The sequence below is a fragment of the Acidaminobacter hydrogenoformans DSM 2784 genome, assembly GCF_900103005.1.
GTDB lineage: Bacteria > Bacillota > Clostridia > Peptostreptococcales > Acidaminobacteraceae > Acidaminobacter > Acidaminobacter hydrogenoformans.
Window position 1 is genome coordinate 65453 of record NZ_FMWL01000002.1, and the last position, 17260, is coordinate 82712.

The following is a 17260-nucleotide window of genomic DNA, read 5'->3' on the forward strand; positions in this document are numbered from 1 at the left end:
GCAGACCTGCGTCAGGGATAAAGTTGTTTCCTGCTCGACTATTTTTCTGCCGTTTCAGTGCCGGCACCAGTGCCTGACACAATCTTTTCGTACTGGCTTGCGCTCTTAATGTCAATCTTCCAGTTCGTCAGTTTGGCAGCGAGCCTTGCGTTCTGCCCTTCTTTGCCAATAGCCAGAGAGAGCTGATAATCCGGGACGACTACAGTCGCAGATTTTTCGTCGTCATGAATCACGACCAGGTCGACTTTCGAAGGGCTAAGAGCGCTCGAAATAAAGATTGCAGGATCTTCACTCCACTCGACAATATCAATTTTTTCTCCGCCGAGCTCATTGACTATATTCTGAACGCGAGTGCCTTTTGGTCCTACGCAGGAGCCCACCGGATCGAGATCCTGGTTGCGCGCGTATACTGCGAGTTTGGTTCTGGATCCGGCTTCTCTTGAAATTGCTTTGATTTCAACTTCTCCACTAAAAATTTCAGGAACTTCCAACTCAAATAGCCGCTTCACGAGGCCTGGATGGGTTCTTGAGACCACAATCTGAGGCCCTTTGCTGGTCTTGTTCACCTCAACTATAAAAGTCTTGATGCGTCCGCCCTGCGGGTATTCTTCTCCAGGAATTTGTTCGCTTGGCATTAAGACAGCCTCGGTTTTTCCTAAATTGATGAACACTGTGCCTTTTGAGATCCGCTGAATCATACCCGTTACAATTTCGCTTTCACGGTCGACAAACTCGTCAAAGATAATGGATCGCTCTGCCTCACGGATTCTCTGGACGACAACCTGTTTAGCGGTCTGAGCTGCTATTCGGCCAAAGTCACGAGGCGTAACCTCCTCGTCAATGATGTCTCCCAGCTCATAGTTGGGATCGCGTTTCTTTGCGTCTTCCAGCGCAATATCAAATGAATCCTCTTCAGGTACTTCGACGACCTCGCATCTGGAGTAGACACGCACATCCCCTGTGTTTTCGTCAATAACGACCTTAACATTGTGAGATGAACCAAAATTCTTTTTATAAGCAGTAATGAGTGCTGCTTCGATGGTTTCCAGAAGCAAGGCTTTGGAAATGCCTTTCTCCCGCTCCAGCTGCTCCAGCGCCTCGAGCAATTCGTGCTTCACTTACTCTCCTCCTATCTCATCCAGGCCGTCAAATTTTCCTACCAGCCTGATGCTTGAAATTTTCTCTTTGCTGAGCTCTACAAGCCTTGCACCCATCTCTATAGTGAGAAGGCCATCCGAATAGGACTTCAGTGTGCCTTTGATCAGCTTAAGGCCATCCAGTGGTGTGTAGAGCTTTGCCTGTACCAGCTTGCCAATATTTCGTTCAAAATCCTCCGGACGCTTAAGCTCACGCTCCACACCCGGAGAGGTGACTTCCAGGAAATACTGCTCTTCAATTGGATCAACCTTGTCCAGCTTTGAATTCAGCGCTCGGCTGACCTCGCTGCAATCATCCAGGCTAACCCCTTCTTCTTTGTCAATGGTCAGTCTCAGATATCTGAAAGGACCCTCCTTGACAAACTCTACATCGATCAGTTCCACCTCTGCCTGGGCGCAGATAGGCTCTGCCAAATCGCGGACGACGTCAACGACTCTTCTTTTTTTCAATTTTAATACCTCCCCGTGCCTGTTATCACTTAAAACGCGCATTTGAGCGTTCTTTTGCCTAATAACGACAAAGAGCGGGATTTCCCCACTCTTTGCGCAACATTTATTCATCCTTAAAAATTATAGCACAATTTGTTGACAGATGCAAATTTCTTTACAGTGTTCAGCGCATAGTGTAAATCCACTCAGATCCACTAAAACAGCGACAATTGATTGCGCTCGGGCATTTCTTGAACCGCGCCGTGAAGCACTAAGGCATCCACTACAGTTTTTGTCGCTTTTGCCCTCGACTTCAGATCCTCCAGGGAAAGATATTCACCATGGAAGCGCTCTTCGACAATCTTTTGGGCCGCGTTGTCACCCACGCCTTGCAGGGATTGAAGGGGCGGCCTCAGCATACCGTTCTCCTCAATAAAAGCATTTGCCTCACTTTTATACAAATCCACCTTGTGGAAATCAAAACCCCGGCTGTAGTATTCATCTACGAGCTCCATAATACCATAGAGATCCTGTTCTTTTTTCGTCAGGACATCCCAATTTTCCTCCATCCAGCGCTTCTTTTCACGCACAGCACGTTTACCCTGACAGATCAGCTGAGCATCAAAATCTTCGACCTTGCTGCTGAAATAACTGGCATAGAAAGCAAGAGGATGATGGACTTTAAAATAAGCGATTCTAAATGACATGGTGACATAAGCCACCGCATGGGCTTTTGGAAACATGTATTGAATGGTATTACAGGAATTGATATACCAGTCCGGCACGTCAAATTCCCGCATGAGCGATTCATTCTCCTCCGTCAGACCTTTGCCTTTACGGACGCGCTCCATGATCGTGAAGGCTTGCTTGGGCGGCAGACCCTTCTGAATCAGATAGTTCATGATGTCATCCCGTGTTGAAATAACGTGCTTCAGGTCAGCTATGCCGTTTCTCACAAGTGTCTGGGCGTTGTTGACCCAGACGTCCGTTCCGTGGGAGAGTCCGGAAATGCGAACCAGTTCGGCCAGTGTTGTTGGCTGTGTATCGACCAGCATCTGCCGTACAAATTTGGTTCCAAATTCAGGAATGCCCAAGCTCCCTGTTTCCGACTTGTACTCCGGGTCCACTATGCCTAAGGTTTCATTGCTGGTGAAAATCCTGAGCGTCGCTGGATCGTCCAGCGGTATTTTGAGTACATCGAGTTTGGTCATTTCCTCCAACTGCTTGATCATAGTCGGGACATCGTGTCCCAGAATGTCAAGTTTCAGAATTCTGCCGCTGATCGAATGGTAATCGAAGTGCGTCGTGACGACATCAGATTTCATATCATTCGCTGGAAACTGAATTGGGCAAAAGTCATGGATATCCTTATAAGACGGCACGACCATGATGCCGCCTGGATGCTGTCCCGTTGTGCGTTTGATGCCAGTACACCCGCTGGCAAGACGTTCAATTTCACGAGAATTCACCGTTAGGTTTTTTTCCTCGAAATACTTTTTAACGAAGCCATAAGCCGTCTTGTCGGCAATAGTACCTATGGTCCCCGCTTTATAGACATAACCTTTTCCAAAAAGCTCCTCTGTATATTTGTGGGCTGTCGCTTGATAAACCCCGGCAAAGTTGAGGTCTATATCCGGTTCCTTATCACCTTCAAAACCAAGGAAGGTCTCAAAGGGAATGTCGTGACCGTCTTTATCAAGTTTGGACCCGCACTTTGGACAGTCCCTGTCGGGCAGGTCGGCGCCGCTTATGTCGCCTGCTTCCGTCATAAACTCTGAAAACTTGCATGACGGACAGAGATAGTGAGGTGGCAGTGGATTGACCTCTGTTATATCGCACATGGTCGCCGCCAGGGAAGACCCTACGGATCCCCGGCTGCCAACCAGATAGCCATCTTCCATGGATTTCTTAACCAATTTATGGGCAATGATGTACATGACCGCATAGCCATTTGAAATGATGGAATTCAGCTCTCGCTCCAGGCGCTTGTCGACGAGCTCTGGCAGCGGGCTGCCGTAAAGCCTCACAGCTTTGTCGACGCAAAGACGACGGAGGTCTTCATCAGAGCCTTCAATGATAGGTGGAAAGGTTTCATCCGGAATAGGCATAATTGAATCCACCTGGTCCGCAATCTTGTTTGTGGCCTCAACGACGACTTCATAGGCCGTTTTCTCACCGAGGTAATCGAACTCCTGAAGCATTTCCGCTGTTGTACGCAAATAAAGCGGGGGCTGATTTTCAGCGTCGTCGTATCCTTGTCCTGCCATGAGAATACGGCGGTACACCTCATCCTCTGGTTCCAGGAAGTGGACATCACAAGTCGCAGCCACAGTCTTTCCAAGCCGCCCGCCCAAGTCCACAATTTTACGGTTGATCACTTTCAAAGCTTCCTGATTTTGCACCAGGCCTTTGTCAATCATAAACTGATTGTTGCCCAATGGCTGAATCTCCAGGAAATCGTAGAAGCCGGCAATCTTTTCAACGTCCTCTTCACTGCGGTTCTCAACGAGGGCTTTGAACAGCTCACCACTTTCACAGGCAGAACCCAGAATCAGATTATCTTTATGCTCTTCCAGAAGGCTCCTCGGAATTCTGGGCTTCTTATAAAAAGTCTTCATGTGAGCGTGTGTTACCAATTGATAAAGCGCTTTCAGACCCTTTAGGTTCTTCACCAGAATGATGATATGGTGGGAGTCCATCATGGTATGGCTCATGTTGGCGGACGCGAACCGGGTCAAGCCGTTCAAGTCAGAGACGCCTTCCTCCCTGAGCCTGGCCACGAGCTTTAAAAACACTTCTGCGGTTGCCGTAGCGTCGTCCAGCGCCCTGTGGTGGTTTTCCAGCTTGACGCCAAGATGCTTCGCCACCATATTGAGCCGGTGACGCTTGAGGTCTTTCAGCAACAATCGGCTAAGTCCCAGGGTGTCCACGGAGGTCATGTCATAAGGATAACCAAGCTGGCTGCAGGCTTCGCGAACAAAGCCCGTATCAAAGCCAGCGTTATGCGCCACAAGGACAGCGCCCCTGGCAAACTCCAAAAATCTCGGAAGGATTTCTTCAATCCCCGGCTGGCCCGTCAGCTGCTCGTCCTCTATACCTGTCAGCTCTTTAATCTTTTCGCTGAGAGGCTCGTGAGGGTCAACCAAAGCGGAAAAAGTCTCTGTGATCTGACCACCTTCAATGCGCACTGCCGCGATCTCAATGATCTTGTCATGCTTAGGATTGAGTCCCGTCGTTTCAATGTCAAACACTACGAAATCCGCCTCCAGGGTCTGACCCTTGGAGGAACGCACGATTTTCACCTCGTCGTCAATCAGGTAACCTTCCATACCGTATATAATTTTTATGTCTTTGCCCCTTGCCGTCTCCATGGCTTCCGGAAAGGCCTGCAGCACACCGTGATCTGTCACCGCGATCGCTTTATGGCCCCAGTCCATTGCCCGTTTAATCAATGACTTGACTGAGGAAATACCATCCATGTCACTCATGTTCGTGTGGCAATGGAGCTCCACGCGCTTGACGGGCGCTTCATCCCTGCGCTTCAGCGGCGCCTCCCCAACATTGATGTTATTCAGATAAAGGGCCATTTCCTTGTCAAAGGTATCATACCTGAGGGTTCCTTCAAATTTATACCAACCGCCCACTTTAAGCTTTTCCAGCAGGGTCTGGGACTCTTTGGCACTCTTGAGGAACAGCTTGGCACCAAGGGAGCTCGTCCGGTCAGAGATTGAAAGGTTGAGGAGCACCTTGCCTGTTTTCAGGTCCCTGGTCTGCAGTGTAAGCACCTCCGCCTCAACGGCGTAAGTGCCCTCCTCCTCTGCTAGCTCCACCATTGAGGTGATGGGCCTTTTGATTTTAAAGCGGTACAGGACGCTGTCATCCTGAGGCTCAGAATTTTTCCACTGATTTTTTGCCTGTGGTTTCGGAGCTGACTTTGGCGCATTCACAGGTACGCTTGCCATAAATGTCTTAAGATCGCTTTCTTTTTTTGAATCCAGCGCATCAGAAGCAACTTTACAGCCCTCAACATCATAAATAGGCGTCAGTTTGAAGGAGACGCCAAAATGACTATCAAAGTTGTTTTCCAGCACCTCCAGGATCTTTCGGCTGCTCAAATGCTCCGAGGTCACCTGATCCGGGATATGCAGACAATATTGAATTTCATTCTGCCTTACAAAAGCTTCCTTTTTTAGAAAAGCAGCCGCAGAAGGCGCCTGCTGCTTAAGCCAGTACATAGCCCAGTGCAGTCTTTCATTAGACTGCGCGGCTTCATCCTCCGGCGATACAGGTGCTTCGACAGCACATACCCAATCGAGGCTGCAAACCTCTGGAATGGCCTTTTGAACCCGATCCAAAAAGGCTTCCAGCTTTTCCGGCTCTGGAAAATAGCCTGCAGCCAGCTGAAGCTTTAAGGATTCAGGCTTTTTGGACAGCGCTACGCGTTCCAGCCGTATTGTTTCACCAAATTGTTCCATTAACCAGTTCTGAATCGACATATTGTTCTTCCTTTACTTTTTGCCTTGTTGTTATCACTATACTAAACCCAGCAGAGACCCTGCCGCTACAGACGCCTGATTTCCTCCAGCAGCAGCTCAACCAGATCTTCTTCCTTTGCTTTCTTCAGGATGACCCCTTTTTTAAAGATGAGGGCTTCACCCTTTCCGCCTGCAATGCCAAGATCCGCTTCCCTCGCTTCACCCGGTCCATTGACTGCGCAGCCCATTATGGCAAGGGTGATATCCTTGTCCAGGCCTTCAATCCGGCGTTCTACCTCATCCGCTATTTTTTCCAGATCAATCTGACAGCGGCCGCACGTTGGACAAGAGATCAACCGTATGCCGCCTTTTCTGAGGCCCACCGCACTGAGGATCTCCCTGGCTACTTTGATTTCATTCAGTGGGTCTCCTGTCAGTGAGACTCTGAGGGTGTCACCCATGCCACCGAGCAAAAGGTGGCCAATGGCAATGGAGGAGCGGATGCTGCCTTTAAACACAGTGCCGGATTCTGTAAGCCCAATGTGAAACGGTGCGTCGGTTTGGCCACTGAGCAGCTCATACGCCCGAATCGTCGTCTGAATATCTGAAGATTTTAATGCGACAATCACATTTTCAAAGTTCAAGGTGTCTAAAATATCAAGGTGTCGCTTGGCGCTTTCAACAATTGCTTCAGGTGTTACTCCGCCGTATTTTTCCAAAAGTTCTTTTTCCAAAGAGCCGCCATTGACACCAATCCGGATGGGGATATGGCGTTCCCTGGCCAAACTGACAACTTCTCTGACACGATCTATACTGCCTATGTTGCCTGGATTCAGCCTTATTTTCGCCGCGCCGGCTTCAATGGACTTTAGCGCGAGGCGGTGATCAAAATGGATATCAGCGACCACCGGAATTGAACTTCTCCTGATGATTTCCGGGAGTTTTTCTGCTGCTTCCATGTCCGGAACCGCCAAACGTATGATTTCACAGCCAGCAGAAGCGAGTGCCTGGATTTGCGCGACAGTCGCCTCTGCATCCCTTGTGTCCGTTGTCGTCATGGACTGGATGCTGACGGGGTGGTCAGACCCAATGCCCACCGGTCCTACAAAAACTTGCCGGGTTAATCTTCTCATGCAATCACCTCATTGGATAGAAAGTGGCTTACTGAAACAATCTCAAAATATCTTTATAAAGCACGAAAAGCATCAGCGCCATTAGCAGTGCAAAGCCCGCCAGATGAACCATGCCTTCTTTTTCCTTGTCAATCTTCTTTCTCAGGATGAGTTCAACTAAGATAAAGAAGATTCTGCCTCCATCTAACGCCGGAAGGGGAAGCAAGTTAAAAATACCCAGATTAATTGAAAACAGGCCTGTCAATGCCAACAGATTATAGATCCCGCCTCTGGCAGCTTCCCCTACCATGCCGGCCATCCCTACAGGCCCTACAATTTCAACACCTTCTTGACCGCCGGCAGGCAGCGCAGCCAAAAAGCTTACGACTTCCCGACTCATCATCCAGGTTTGCTGAACAGCCATTACAAAAGCACCGGAGGCATTGCTGCGGGTCAGCGGCCGAATACCTACAACATATCTCGTGTCTTCAGGATCTCTGGCTGCTTCCAGTTGAACGTACAGGATTTCCCCATCCCTTTCGATTTTCATCTCAAGCTGAGGATTTGGCGCTATTTGAGCCGTAACATCATTCCAGGTCGGCGTTGGAACGCCGTTGATTTCGAGAATATTGTCTCCAGGCATAAGCTCGCCGGACTGCGCAGCAGGCATGTCAGGAATGAGTTCACCGACAGCATTGACCGGAAATCCAATCCCCCACATGACAATGGTAAAGACTAAAATCGCGAGTACGAAGTTCATGATTGGACCGGCAAACAAAACCGTAAGCCTTTTCCAGGCTGGTGCATTCAGGAAACTGCGCGGGTCTTCTGACACGGTATCTTCATCCATCTTGACAAAGCCTCCGAGCGGAAACGCCCGTATTCCATAATCTGTTTCACCAATTTTTTTAGAGAAAAGCTTGGGTCCAAACCCAAGGGCAAACTCAAAAACCCTGATTTTATGAAGTTTCGCCAGGGCGAAATGACCCAGCTCGTGAAAAAAAACAATGATGCCAAAAACGACAATATAGCTGATAAAGGTGATCAAAAACTCACTCCCTGTCTTAATGTTTAATCGTATTGAACCTGCCTGCGGGTGTCCGCGTCAATCTCCAAAATGGTTTCATAATCCGGATTTTGAATGACCTTATGACGCTCAAGCAAAGCTTCAATGCGGCTGCTGATGTCATAAAACCCAATTTCTCCTTTTAAGAACCGGGCGACCAGGGCCTCATTTGCCGCGTTGAGAACCGTAGTCGCAGTGCCGCCCAAGCGCCCTGCCTTGTAAGCCAGGGCAAGGCAAGGAAATCGTTCTGTATCCGGTGACGCAAAAGTCAGCTGACCAAGCTTCGTTAGGTCCAAACGTTCGAAAGCTGACGCTATGCGCTCTGGATAACCGAGGGCGTAGAGTATGGGCAGTCTCATGTCTGGCATTCCAAGCTGAGCAATTACCGAGCTGTCTTTGTACTGTACCATGGAATGAATGATGCTTTCCTTATGGACCAGAACGTCAATGTCATCATAAGGCACATTGAACAGCCAGCGGGCTTCAATGACTTCAAGACCCTTGTTCATGAGGGTAGACGAGTCTATGGTGATCTTGCTGCCCATGGACCAGTTCGGATGCTTCAGAGCTTCCCTGCTGGTCACTTTTTCCAGGCGTTCTCTGGACCACTCTGGATCTCTGAAGGGCCCGCCTGACGCTGTTAAAATCAATTTTTCGACGGATTCTGGCCGGTTTCCCTCCAGTGCCTGAAATAAAGCGCTGTGTTCGCTGTCTACAGGGAGCAGCTCAGCACCGTATTTTATCGATTCTTCCATAATGCGTTCCCCAGAGGTGACAAGCACCTCCTTGCTGGCCAGGGCAATGCGCCGTCCGGCCCGAATCGCTGAAATTGTAGGCAGCAGCGCGGCATTCCCCACAATGGACACCAGCACTGTGTCCACGTCCTCAAGAGCGGCAATTTCCTGAAGTCCTTCCAAACCTGCGTGGACCTGAATAGAGGCATCAATCACAGCGGTTCTTTGCTTCAATTCTGAATAAAGGGATTCATCCGCCGTGGCAACATGCCGGGGCCTGAAAGCCTCAACCTGCTCCATAAACAGATCCAGTTTACGGTGACAGCTCATAGCTTTCACAGAAAAGCGCTCAGGGTAAGCACTGATGACTTCCAGCGCCTGAGTGCCTATTGATCCCGTCGATCCAAGTATGACAATCTGCTTCATATAATCAGCTCATACAAAGGTCTAATCCAGGGCCGCGGAACGAACCTCCGGGACGCGGCGCATCTGACCTTAGTCTGAAGCCTTCTCTCCTTTTCAAATTAATCTATATGATCCAGCCACAGTAAATCTACAGCCTATTTTTTATTATACCGTATTTCACAATACTCGCCTGCATAAATTTAAAAAAATCTGCGGTTCCTCTCGAGGATCACGCAGATTTTATGTTTATAAGAGTCTGTAGATATAGGCCACATAAAAGACAATTGGAGCCGTCATCATAATACTGTCAAAGCGGTCGAGAACACCGCCATGACCGGGAAATAAATTTCCATAATCTTTTATGCCCATGATACGTTTAATCTTTGAAGCAATCAAGTCTCCAATCTGACCAGAAATACTGCCAAACAGACCTAAGGGAACTGCGTACCAAATAAAACCCGGCTCCAGGATCGCGGCGAATAACGTCACCAATATTACAGTGCCTAAAACGCCGCCCACCGCGCCTTCTACAGTCTTTTTGGGACTGACTGCCGGCAGAAGCTTATGTTTTCCAAAAAAACGTCCCGCGAAATACGCGCAGGTATCCGAGACCCAGGCCAGCAAAAAGACAAGACTGATAAAAAACAGACTGTCAAACTGATTGACGAGGACAATGTGGAAAAATGGCAGCACGACATATAGAAAGCCTAATGCCGTTACGCTGATGTCATAGATATGCAGCGCCTTACCAAATAAATTGATCAGCATCAGCATGATGACGAAAAGCGAAGCCACAAACAAATAAAATATTGGGTTCAAATTAAAGACATAGCCAAGATAAATCGCAAGGACAGTAAAAGCTGTCAGCTTTTCCATGGCATGAATCTCAATACTTCTGAACCCCTTGAAAAGCTCATGCAATGCGATCAATGTCAGCAGAAGGACCGCAGCTGTCAGCAGATGTCCCCCTATAAAGATGACCGCGATCAAAATTGGGAGCCCAATCAGACTTGTTATCACTCTTGACGACACGGCCCCACCTCACAGTTTTCCAAAGCGCCTATGGCGTTTAGCATATATTTCCAGTGCTTTGTCCAGCTCTTTGTCATCAAAATCCGGCCATAACACCTCTGTAAAATAAAATTCGGCATAAGCCAGCTGCCACAGCAGAAAATTAGAAATCCGCTGTTCACCGCTTGTACGAATCATAAGATCAGGATCAGGCTGGCCTGAAGTGTACAGATGCTTTTCAAAGGCTTCTGAATCAATCTGCGCCTCCGACAGGACACCAGCCGAGACCTCGGCGGCCAATCCTTTGGCAGCTTTTAGCAGCTCGTCCCGGCCGCCATAATTGAGGGCAATATTGACAATCAGCCCGTCATTATCCGCAGTGAGGGACTCAGCTTTTTTAACCTCCGCCCTTGCGCGTTCCGGCAAAGCGCTGAGGTCGCCAATACAGCGAATTTTTATACCGTTGCCGTGAAGCTCCGCAATTTCCTTTTGAAGGAATTGAACCAGAAGCTCCATAAGACCGCTCACTTCATCCACCGGCCTGTTCCAGTTCTCAGTCGAAAATGCATAGAGCGTCAGCACTTCTATACCGAGTTTTGAGCATCTCGATATCACCGAACGCAGTGCCTCTACACCCGCCTTATGTCCAAAGAGTCTGGGCATGAAGCGTTTTTCCGCCCAGCGGCCATTTCCGTCCATGATGATGGCAATATGCCGGGGCAAATGTTGTTGGGTCTGATTCATAGGTGCCTCCCTGTCTTGGCCAGCGTCTTGCCTTTGTTAAGTCCACCCTGAGCCAAGCCCGCTTATACTTCCATTATTTCCTTTTCTTTTTGGACGAGAAGGTCATCAATTTGCTTTATATATTTGTCCGTCATTTTCTGAACATCCGCTTCCGCAGACTTTAGATCGTCCTCAGTAATCTCAGAATTCTTGTTCATTTTTTTGAGTTTGTCGTTGGCATCCCGTCGCTCGTTGCGGATCGCGATCTTAGCATCCTCACCTGTCTTTTTCGCGACTTTAATGAGATCCTTGCGGCGCTCTTCTGTGAGTATTGGAATGGCTATGCGGATCACTTTTCCGTCATTGCTTGGATTTAAGCCAAGGTCCGCAATCATGATAGCCTTCTCAACATCCTTCAAAGCGCTGACATCATAAGGCTGAACCGTCAACATGCGCGGCTCCGGTGCAGCAATGGTCGCGAGGGATTTAAGCGGTGTCGGAGAGCCATAATAGTCGACGACAACCCGGTCAAGCAGCTGAGGATTAGCTCTGCCCGCTCGAATAGCATGAAGCTCTTCATTGAAAACATTAACGGTTTTTTGCATTTTCTCTTCAAATGTCTTTTTTACATCCTGAATCATCTTATTTGGCCTCCTTTATGATTGTACCAAGATTTTCACCGCAACATACTTTGATAATATTATGAGTCTCTTTAAGTCCGAAAACCAGAATTGGGATATTATTGTCCATACAGAGTGTTAAAGCCGTTGAATCCATAACACCAAGTCCGCGGTTTAGGACATCAATGTAAGAGAGCGCGTCTATCTTGACAGCACTTTTGTTGACCATAGGGTCGGAATCATAAACGCCGTCTACTTTTTTCGCAAGCAAAATAACTTCCGCTTCAATTTCAGCCGCACGCAGTGCCGCAGTAGTATCCGTGGAGAAATACGGGTTGCCTGTGCCTGCAGCAAATATGACCACTCTGCCCTTTTCAAGGTGCCTGACAGCGCGGCGGCGAATGTAGGGCTCCGCGATTTGACGCATTTCTATAGCGCTCATGACTCTCGTAGGCAGCCCAAGGCCCTCAATGGCATCCTGCATGGCGAGAGAATTGATCACAGTTGCAAGCATCCCCATGTGGTCAGCTGTGCTGCGATCCATGCCGCCTCCGGAGCGGCCTCTCCAAAAATTACCGCCGCCTACGACAACACCGACCTCGACACCCATGCCCACCAGCTCCTTGACCTGGCTGGCGACATCCACAACGGTTTGTTCGTCGAGTCCAAAGCCTTTGTCTCCTGCCAATGCTTCACCGCTGAGTTTTAGTATGACGCGTTTATAAAGTGGTTTCAAACGGACACCCCCTGATTCTTTGATTATGTTTTCGACACTTGTTAATAAAATCCTTCTTTACAGCTGCGATACCCTCATCATACCATAAGTTTCCCATTTAATGGACACTTCAGAAGGATATGCACTTGAAAAAAGAGAAGACTATTGTCCTCTCTTTTAATCTTTTTATGGATACGTAAAAACCGGGCTTAGTTTTGGAGTTGCTTCGCAACTTCTTCAGCAAAGTTTTCAGTTTTCTTTTCAATGCCCTCGCCCACTTCATAGCGAACGAAACGGCGAATAGAAATATTCTCACCAATTTTAGCGATCAGGTTCTTGAGAAGCTGGTCAACCGTTACGTCAGGATCCTTGATAAACGGCTGCTCAAGCAGGCAGACTTCTTTGTAGTATTTCTGAACGCGGCCTTCAACCATCTTGTCGATAATTTTCTCCGGCTTGCCTTCATTGAGTGCCTGATTGCGAAGAATTTCCTTTTCGCTTTCGATAACTTCAGCAGGTACTTCTTCAGGACGAACGTAAAGCGGGTTTGATGCAGCGACTTGCATAGCAATGTCTTTAGCGAATTGTTGGAACTCCTCATTTTTGGAAACAAAGTCTGTTTCAGAGTTGATTTCAACGATAACGCCAACGCGTCCGCCGTGAATATAAGATGCCACAATACCTTCCGCAGCAATTCTGCCAGCTTTCTTGGCAGCTTTTGCAAGGCCGCGCTCACGAAGGATCTTGATCGCTTCATCCATGTTGCCGTTTGCTTCTTCAAGTGCTTTTTTACACTCGAGCATACCAGCGCTTGTTGCTTCTCTGAGTTCTTTTACCATTGCGGCTGTAATCGCCATGACAGGACCTCCTATTTACTTAACTTAAGTCCCGGACCAGATTGGACTGAGACCTTGAATTAGCAGTGACTTTTTTCCTTGAATAACGGGTAAGGTGTCTATTCCAAGAAACCTTACCCGCCCAACTGCATTTATGATTATTCGTTTTGTTCGCCTTGCTTGCCCTCGAGGACGGCATCTGCCATTTTGCCTGAGATCAGCTTGACAGCGCGGATTGCGTCGTCGTTGCCCGGGATGACATAATCCACTTCATCCGGATCACAGTTCGTGTCGACAATTGCGACAACCGGAATACCAAGGGTTCTTGCTTCCTGGATCGCGATGCGCTCTTTTTTAGGGTCGACAATGAACATAGCTGAAGGCACTTTAGGCATTTCCTTGATGCCGCCAAGATACTTCTCGAGTTTTTCTTTCTTGGCGCGAATCTGAATAACTTCTTTTTTAGGAAGGACATCAAAAGTGCCGTCTTCTTCCATCTTCTCATACTTGTAGAGGAGATCAATTCTCTTCTTGATCGTCTTGTAGTTTGTCAGCATACCGCCAAGCCATCTTTGGTTGACGTAGAACATGCCGCAACGCTTAGCTTCGAGCTCGATAGCTTCCTGAGCCTGCTTTTTAGTGCCGACGAAGAGAACTTCTCCGCCTTCAGCAACGACGTTCTTGACAAAATCATACGCGTCGTCAATTTTCTTGACCGTCTTTTGAAGGTCAATGATATAGATTCCGTTTCTCTCTGTGAAGATGTATTCCTTCATTTTAGGGTTCCATCTTCTCGTCTGGTGGCCAAAGTGTACGCCTGCCTCCAGCAGTTGTTTCATTGAAATTACTGACATAGTGCACCTCCGTTTTTTTCTTCCCCGCCGTTCATATCTGACAAAGACCCATGATCAGGGCAACCCTCTGGCAAATCCCGGCGAGTGCGGTTTTGGACCTTGATAAGTATAACATAACCAAACGCGGCGTTCAAGAGATATTCTCCGGATACGCCGCGCTTTAATAATTTTTTGATCTTTTTTTTGCGTTCCGCCCAAACCTCAAACGATTTGAGTTCAGGGCTATTGCATTTACTTTTTCAGTCGCTTGAGTTCAGGCATCAACTTGTCATTGAGGATTCGGATATAAGTGCCCTTCATTCCCAAACTGCGGGATTCTATGACTCCGGCGCTCTCAAACTTCCTCAAGGCATTGACAATAACAGAGCGGGTAATGCCCACGCGGTCCGCGATCTTACTTGCTACGAGAAGACCTTCATCCCCATCCAGCTCATGGAAAATATGCTCCACAGCCTCAAGCTCGGAATAAGAAAGGGTTCCAATTGCCATTTGAACGACAGCTTTCTTTCTGGACTCCTCTTCGTACTCTTCTGTCTTGGCGCGGATGACTTCCATGCCGACCACCGTTGACGCATATTCCGCAAGGACTATGTCTTCTTCGGAATACGTCGTATCCCGGCGCGCGACAACAAGTGTCCCCAGCCTGAGTCCATTTCCAATGATAGGCACAATTGTGATGAACTTTGAATAGCTGCTGATATCCCCTTTAAAAATTTTCATGACGACATCCTGAGGAATATTAAACATGGTTTGATCTATTTTTAGCAGCTCTGCGTTGATCTCTTCCGGAAACATCTGAACATTGGTCCCTTTTTCAAAAACAAGCGGGCTGTCCTCCGCGATGACCAGTCCATAGCCAAGTACCTTGCCCCTTTTGCTGATGATGTAGACATTAGCGTCGAGGACTTCCTTAAGCATCATGCTGATATCCGGAAATGAAACGGGCGCGTTGCCGGATTGCTGAAGGATCTTGTTAAGTCTTCTTGCTTTTTCGAGTAGTTTCATGCTCACCTGATATACCTCCCTGAGTTTTAATTAATGCGAAGAAACTTCTTTATAAGTGCAGGTAGTGCTTGAACATAAAACAGTCCGGTTCTTTTTGGTCACCTTCTCGACGAGGGCCTCTCCGCAGAGCGGGCATGCCCGCCCAACCGGGCGGTTCCAGGATACATAACGGCACTCAGGGAAGCGGCTGCAGCCGTAAAAAGTTTTTAGCTTTTTCGTCTTGCGCTCCACAACTTTGCCGACCTTGCACAGCGGACAATCCACACCTATTTCGTTGAGAATTGCCTTTGTGTAATCACATTCAGGATAGTTTGAACAAGCGTAAAACTTTCCAAATCTGCCGTGCTTGATATTCAGCGGATGTCCGCACTTTTCGCAGAGCAAGTCCGTCTTTTCAGTCAAATCCAACTTTTCAAGGCTCTCATCAGCCTTGGCCAAGGTTTCGCTGAACGGCCCGTAAAACTCTCTTAAAATGCTGTGCCAATCCATATTCCCGGCCTCGACTTCATCCAGCTTGTTTTCCATGCCAGCTGTGAAGTCGGCATTGACAATCTCTTCAAAATAGCCCGCCATGATATCGTTGATGATATACCCTAACTCCGTAGGTTTTAAAGATTTTTTTTCGCGTTCAACATAACCCCGGCTGATAATGGTGGCAATGGTTGGGGCATAGGTGGAAGGACGACCAATCCCCTTCTCCTCCATCTCCTTGACCAATGTCGCTTCCGTATATCTTGCAGGCGGCTGGGTGAAATGCTGGTCAGGCTTGACATGAAGCCGCTGTACACCGTCTCCTGTTTTGATGTCCGGCAGCCGGTTTTCCTTAAAGCTTGAAAATTCGTAGACCTTCAAAAATCCGTCAAATTTCAGCAGCAGGCCATTTGCCTTGAGCAAAGCCTCCCCTGCGGTTATGGAGACGTTTTTGGAATCGAAGGTCGCGTCCGACATGCCGGCAGCTACGAATCTCTGCCAAATCAGCGTGTAAAGCTTCAGCTGGTCTTTGGTCAAAGAGGCTTCGAGGGTTTCTGGCATCAGGTGGATATAAGTCGGCCGCACGGCTTCATGGGCATCCTGTGAGGATTTTGATTTCTTTTCAGTCCGTGCCTTTTTGTTCAGATAAGCTTCCCCGTACTCACGGTCAATAAATTCAACCAAATGGCGCTTCGCTTCTTCAGAAATCCGCGTTGAGTCCGTTCTCATGTAAGTGATGAGGCCGATGGTCCCTTGACCCTTGACCGCTATACCTTCATAAAGCTGCTGTGCTACCATCATTGTCTTACTCGCCGAGAAACCGAGTCTGTTTGCTGCATCCTGCTGCAGGCTGCTGGTCGTAAACGGCGGTTGCGGCGCCCTGGATTTAACTTTGTTCTGGACTTCCGTAATCTGAGGCTCAGCGGCTTCGAGGTATGCTTTCATCTCGAGTGCCTCATGTTCATTTCGCAGCTCCGGCTTCTTGCCTTTAAACTGCGAAAGCTCCGCCTCAAACGGCAGATCTGACGGTAGATGCTTGAGCTCCATGGCAACGGACCAATACTCTTCTTTGACAAAAGCATTGATTTCATTTTCGCGGTCGCAGATCAGCTTGGTGGCCACCGACTGAACACGTCCGGCGCTCAGGCCTTTTCTGACTTTTCTCCAGAGCAGAGGACTGATTTTATATCCCACCAAACGGTCCAGCACCCTTCTGGCTTGCTGGGCATCCACAAGATTGAGATCGATGCGTCTTGGATGATGAATCGCTTCCTTGACAGCTTCCTTAGTAATTTCGTGGAATTCAATTCTGCAGGGCTCCTCATCACCAAGATTCAACAAGGTACCAAGGTGCCAGGCGATTGCTTCGCCCTCTCTATCCGGGTCAGTCGCCAGATAGACGCGCTCTGATTTTTTTGCTGCACTTTTGAGTTCTTTGATGACGTCGCCTTTTCCCCGTATGTTGATATATTGCGGTTCAAAGTCATTTTCAACGTCGACGCCAATTTTGCTTTTGGGCAGATCTCTGACATGTCCCACGGAAGCAAGCACCTTATAGTTCTTTCCTAAAAATTTTTCTATGGTCTTCGCTTTTGCCGGAGATTCGACAATGATCAGATTTTTAGCCATGAAATACCTCCAATATAA

General features: G+C 48.2%; 14 protein-coding genes. All 14 read right to left on the minus strand.

Annotated elements, in window-relative coordinates; all coding sequences use genetic code 11:
- Positions 1–38: 38 nt before the first annotated feature.
- The 14 genes from nusA to topA all read right to left on the minus strand — a co-directional run bounded on the left by nusA (position 39) and on the right by topA (position 17242).
- Positions 39–1118: a transcription termination factor NusA gene (nusA, locus tag BLP63_RS02185; RefSeq protein ID WP_092589252.1), complete on the minus strand. Its 1080-nt coding sequence runs from the start codon at positions 1116–1118 to the stop codon at positions 39–41.
- Entirely contained in the window at positions 1119–1607 is a 489-nt protein-coding gene (locus BLP63_RS02190; protein ID WP_170829236.1) for a ribosome maturation factor RimP, read from the minus strand. It abuts the gene before it with no gap.
- A 194-nt stretch (positions 1608–1801) separates the two neighbouring features.
- Positions 1802–6082, minus strand: coding sequence for a PolC-type DNA polymerase III (locus BLP63_RS02195; protein ID WP_092589254.1), 4281 nt, complete (start codon positions 6080–6082; stop codon positions 1802–1804).
- A 65-nt stretch (positions 6083–6147) separates the two neighbouring features.
- The gene (ispG, locus tag BLP63_RS02200) at positions 6148–7194 is read right to left on the minus strand and encodes a flavodoxin-dependent (E)-4-hydroxy-3-methylbut-2-enyl-diphosphate synthase (protein ID WP_092589255.1); all 1047 of its coding nucleotides are present in this window, start codon (positions 7192–7194) and stop codon (positions 6148–6150) included.
- 28 nt (positions 7195–7222) lie between these two features.
- Positions 7223–8221: a M50 family metallopeptidase gene (locus BLP63_RS02205; RefSeq protein ID WP_170829237.1), complete on the minus strand. Its 999-nt coding sequence runs from the start codon at positions 8219–8221 to the stop codon at positions 7223–7225.
- A gap of 23 nt (positions 8222–8244) precedes the next feature.
- Positions 8245–9399: a 1-deoxy-D-xylulose-5-phosphate reductoisomerase gene (locus BLP63_RS02210; RefSeq protein ID WP_092589257.1), complete on the minus strand. Its 1155-nt coding sequence runs from the start codon at positions 9397–9399 to the stop codon at positions 8245–8247.
- Between the two features lie 225 nt (positions 9400–9624).
- Positions 9625–10410, minus strand: a complete 786-nt coding sequence (locus BLP63_RS02215) for a phosphatidate cytidylyltransferase (RefSeq protein ID WP_092589258.1) — start codon at positions 10408–10410, stop codon at positions 9625–9627.
- A gap of 9 nt (positions 10411–10419) precedes the next feature.
- Entirely contained in the window at positions 10420–11133 is a 714-nt protein-coding gene (locus BLP63_RS02220) for an isoprenyl transferase (RefSeq protein ID WP_092589259.1), read from the minus strand.
- A 62-nt stretch (positions 11134–11195) separates the two neighbouring features.
- The gene (gene frr, locus BLP63_RS02225) at positions 11196–11753 is read right to left on the minus strand and encodes a ribosome recycling factor (RefSeq protein WP_092589260.1); all 558 of its coding nucleotides are present in this window, start codon (positions 11751–11753) and stop codon (positions 11196–11198) included.
- A gap of 1 nt (position 11754) precedes the next feature.
- Positions 11755–12468 (minus strand): UMP kinase, encoded by a 714-nt coding sequence (gene pyrH / locus BLP63_RS02230; protein WP_092589261.1) that lies wholly within the window; start codon positions 12466–12468, stop codon positions 11755–11757.
- A 188-nt stretch (positions 12469–12656) separates the two neighbouring features.
- Positions 12657–13304 (minus strand): translation elongation factor Ts, encoded by a 648-nt coding sequence (gene tsf / locus BLP63_RS02235; protein WP_092589262.1) that lies wholly within the window; start codon positions 13302–13304, stop codon positions 12657–12659.
- 137 nt (positions 13305–13441) lie between these two features.
- Positions 13442–14137, minus strand: a complete 696-nt coding sequence (rpsB, locus tag BLP63_RS02240; protein ID WP_092589263.1) for a 30S ribosomal protein S2 — start codon at positions 14135–14137, stop codon at positions 13442–13444.
- A gap of 231 nt (positions 14138–14368) precedes the next feature.
- Positions 14369–15148 (minus strand): GTP-sensing pleiotropic transcriptional regulator CodY, encoded by a 780-nt coding sequence (gene codY, locus BLP63_RS02245; protein ID WP_092589264.1) that lies wholly within the window; start codon positions 15146–15148, stop codon positions 14369–14371.
- 24 nt (positions 15149–15172) lie between these two features.
- Positions 15173–17242: a type I DNA topoisomerase gene (gene topA, locus BLP63_RS02250; RefSeq protein ID WP_092589265.1), complete on the minus strand. Its 2070-nt coding sequence runs from the start codon at positions 17240–17242 to the stop codon at positions 15173–15175.
- Between the last annotated feature and the right edge of the window lie 18 nt (positions 17243–17260).

What these genes read in the sequence shown, in the direction of transcription:
- BLP63_RS02195 (WP_092589254.1), bottom strand. Translation starts at nt 6,082, where the DNA reads ATGTCGATTCAGAACTGGTTAATGGAACAATTTGGTGAAACAATACGG.
- topA (WP_092589265.1), bottom strand. Translation starts at nt 17,242, where the DNA reads ATGGCTAAAAATCTGATCATTGTCGAATCTCCGGCAAAAGCGAAGACC.
- ispG (WP_092589255.1), bottom strand. Translation starts at nt 7,194, where the DNA reads ATGAGAAGATTAACCCGGCAAGTTTTTGTAGGACCGGTGGGCATTGGG.
- frr (WP_092589260.1), bottom strand. Translation starts at nt 11,753, where the DNA reads ATGATTCAGGATGTAAAAAAGACATTTGAAGAGAAAATGCAAAAAACC.
- tsf (WP_092589262.1), bottom strand. Translation starts at nt 13,304, where the DNA reads ATGGCGATTACAGCCGCAATGGTAAAAGAACTCAGAGAAGCAACAAGC.
- rpsB (WP_092589263.1), bottom strand. Translation starts at nt 14,137, where the DNA reads ATGTCAGTAATTTCAATGAAACAACTGCTGGAGGCAGGCGTACACTTT.
- BLP63_RS02220 (WP_092589259.1), bottom strand. Translation starts at nt 11,133, where the DNA reads ATGAATCAGACCCAACAACATTTGCCCCGGCATATTGCCATCATCATG.
- BLP63_RS02210 (WP_092589257.1), bottom strand. Translation starts at nt 9,399, where the DNA reads ATGAAGCAGATTGTCATACTTGGATCGACGGGATCAATAGGCACTCAG.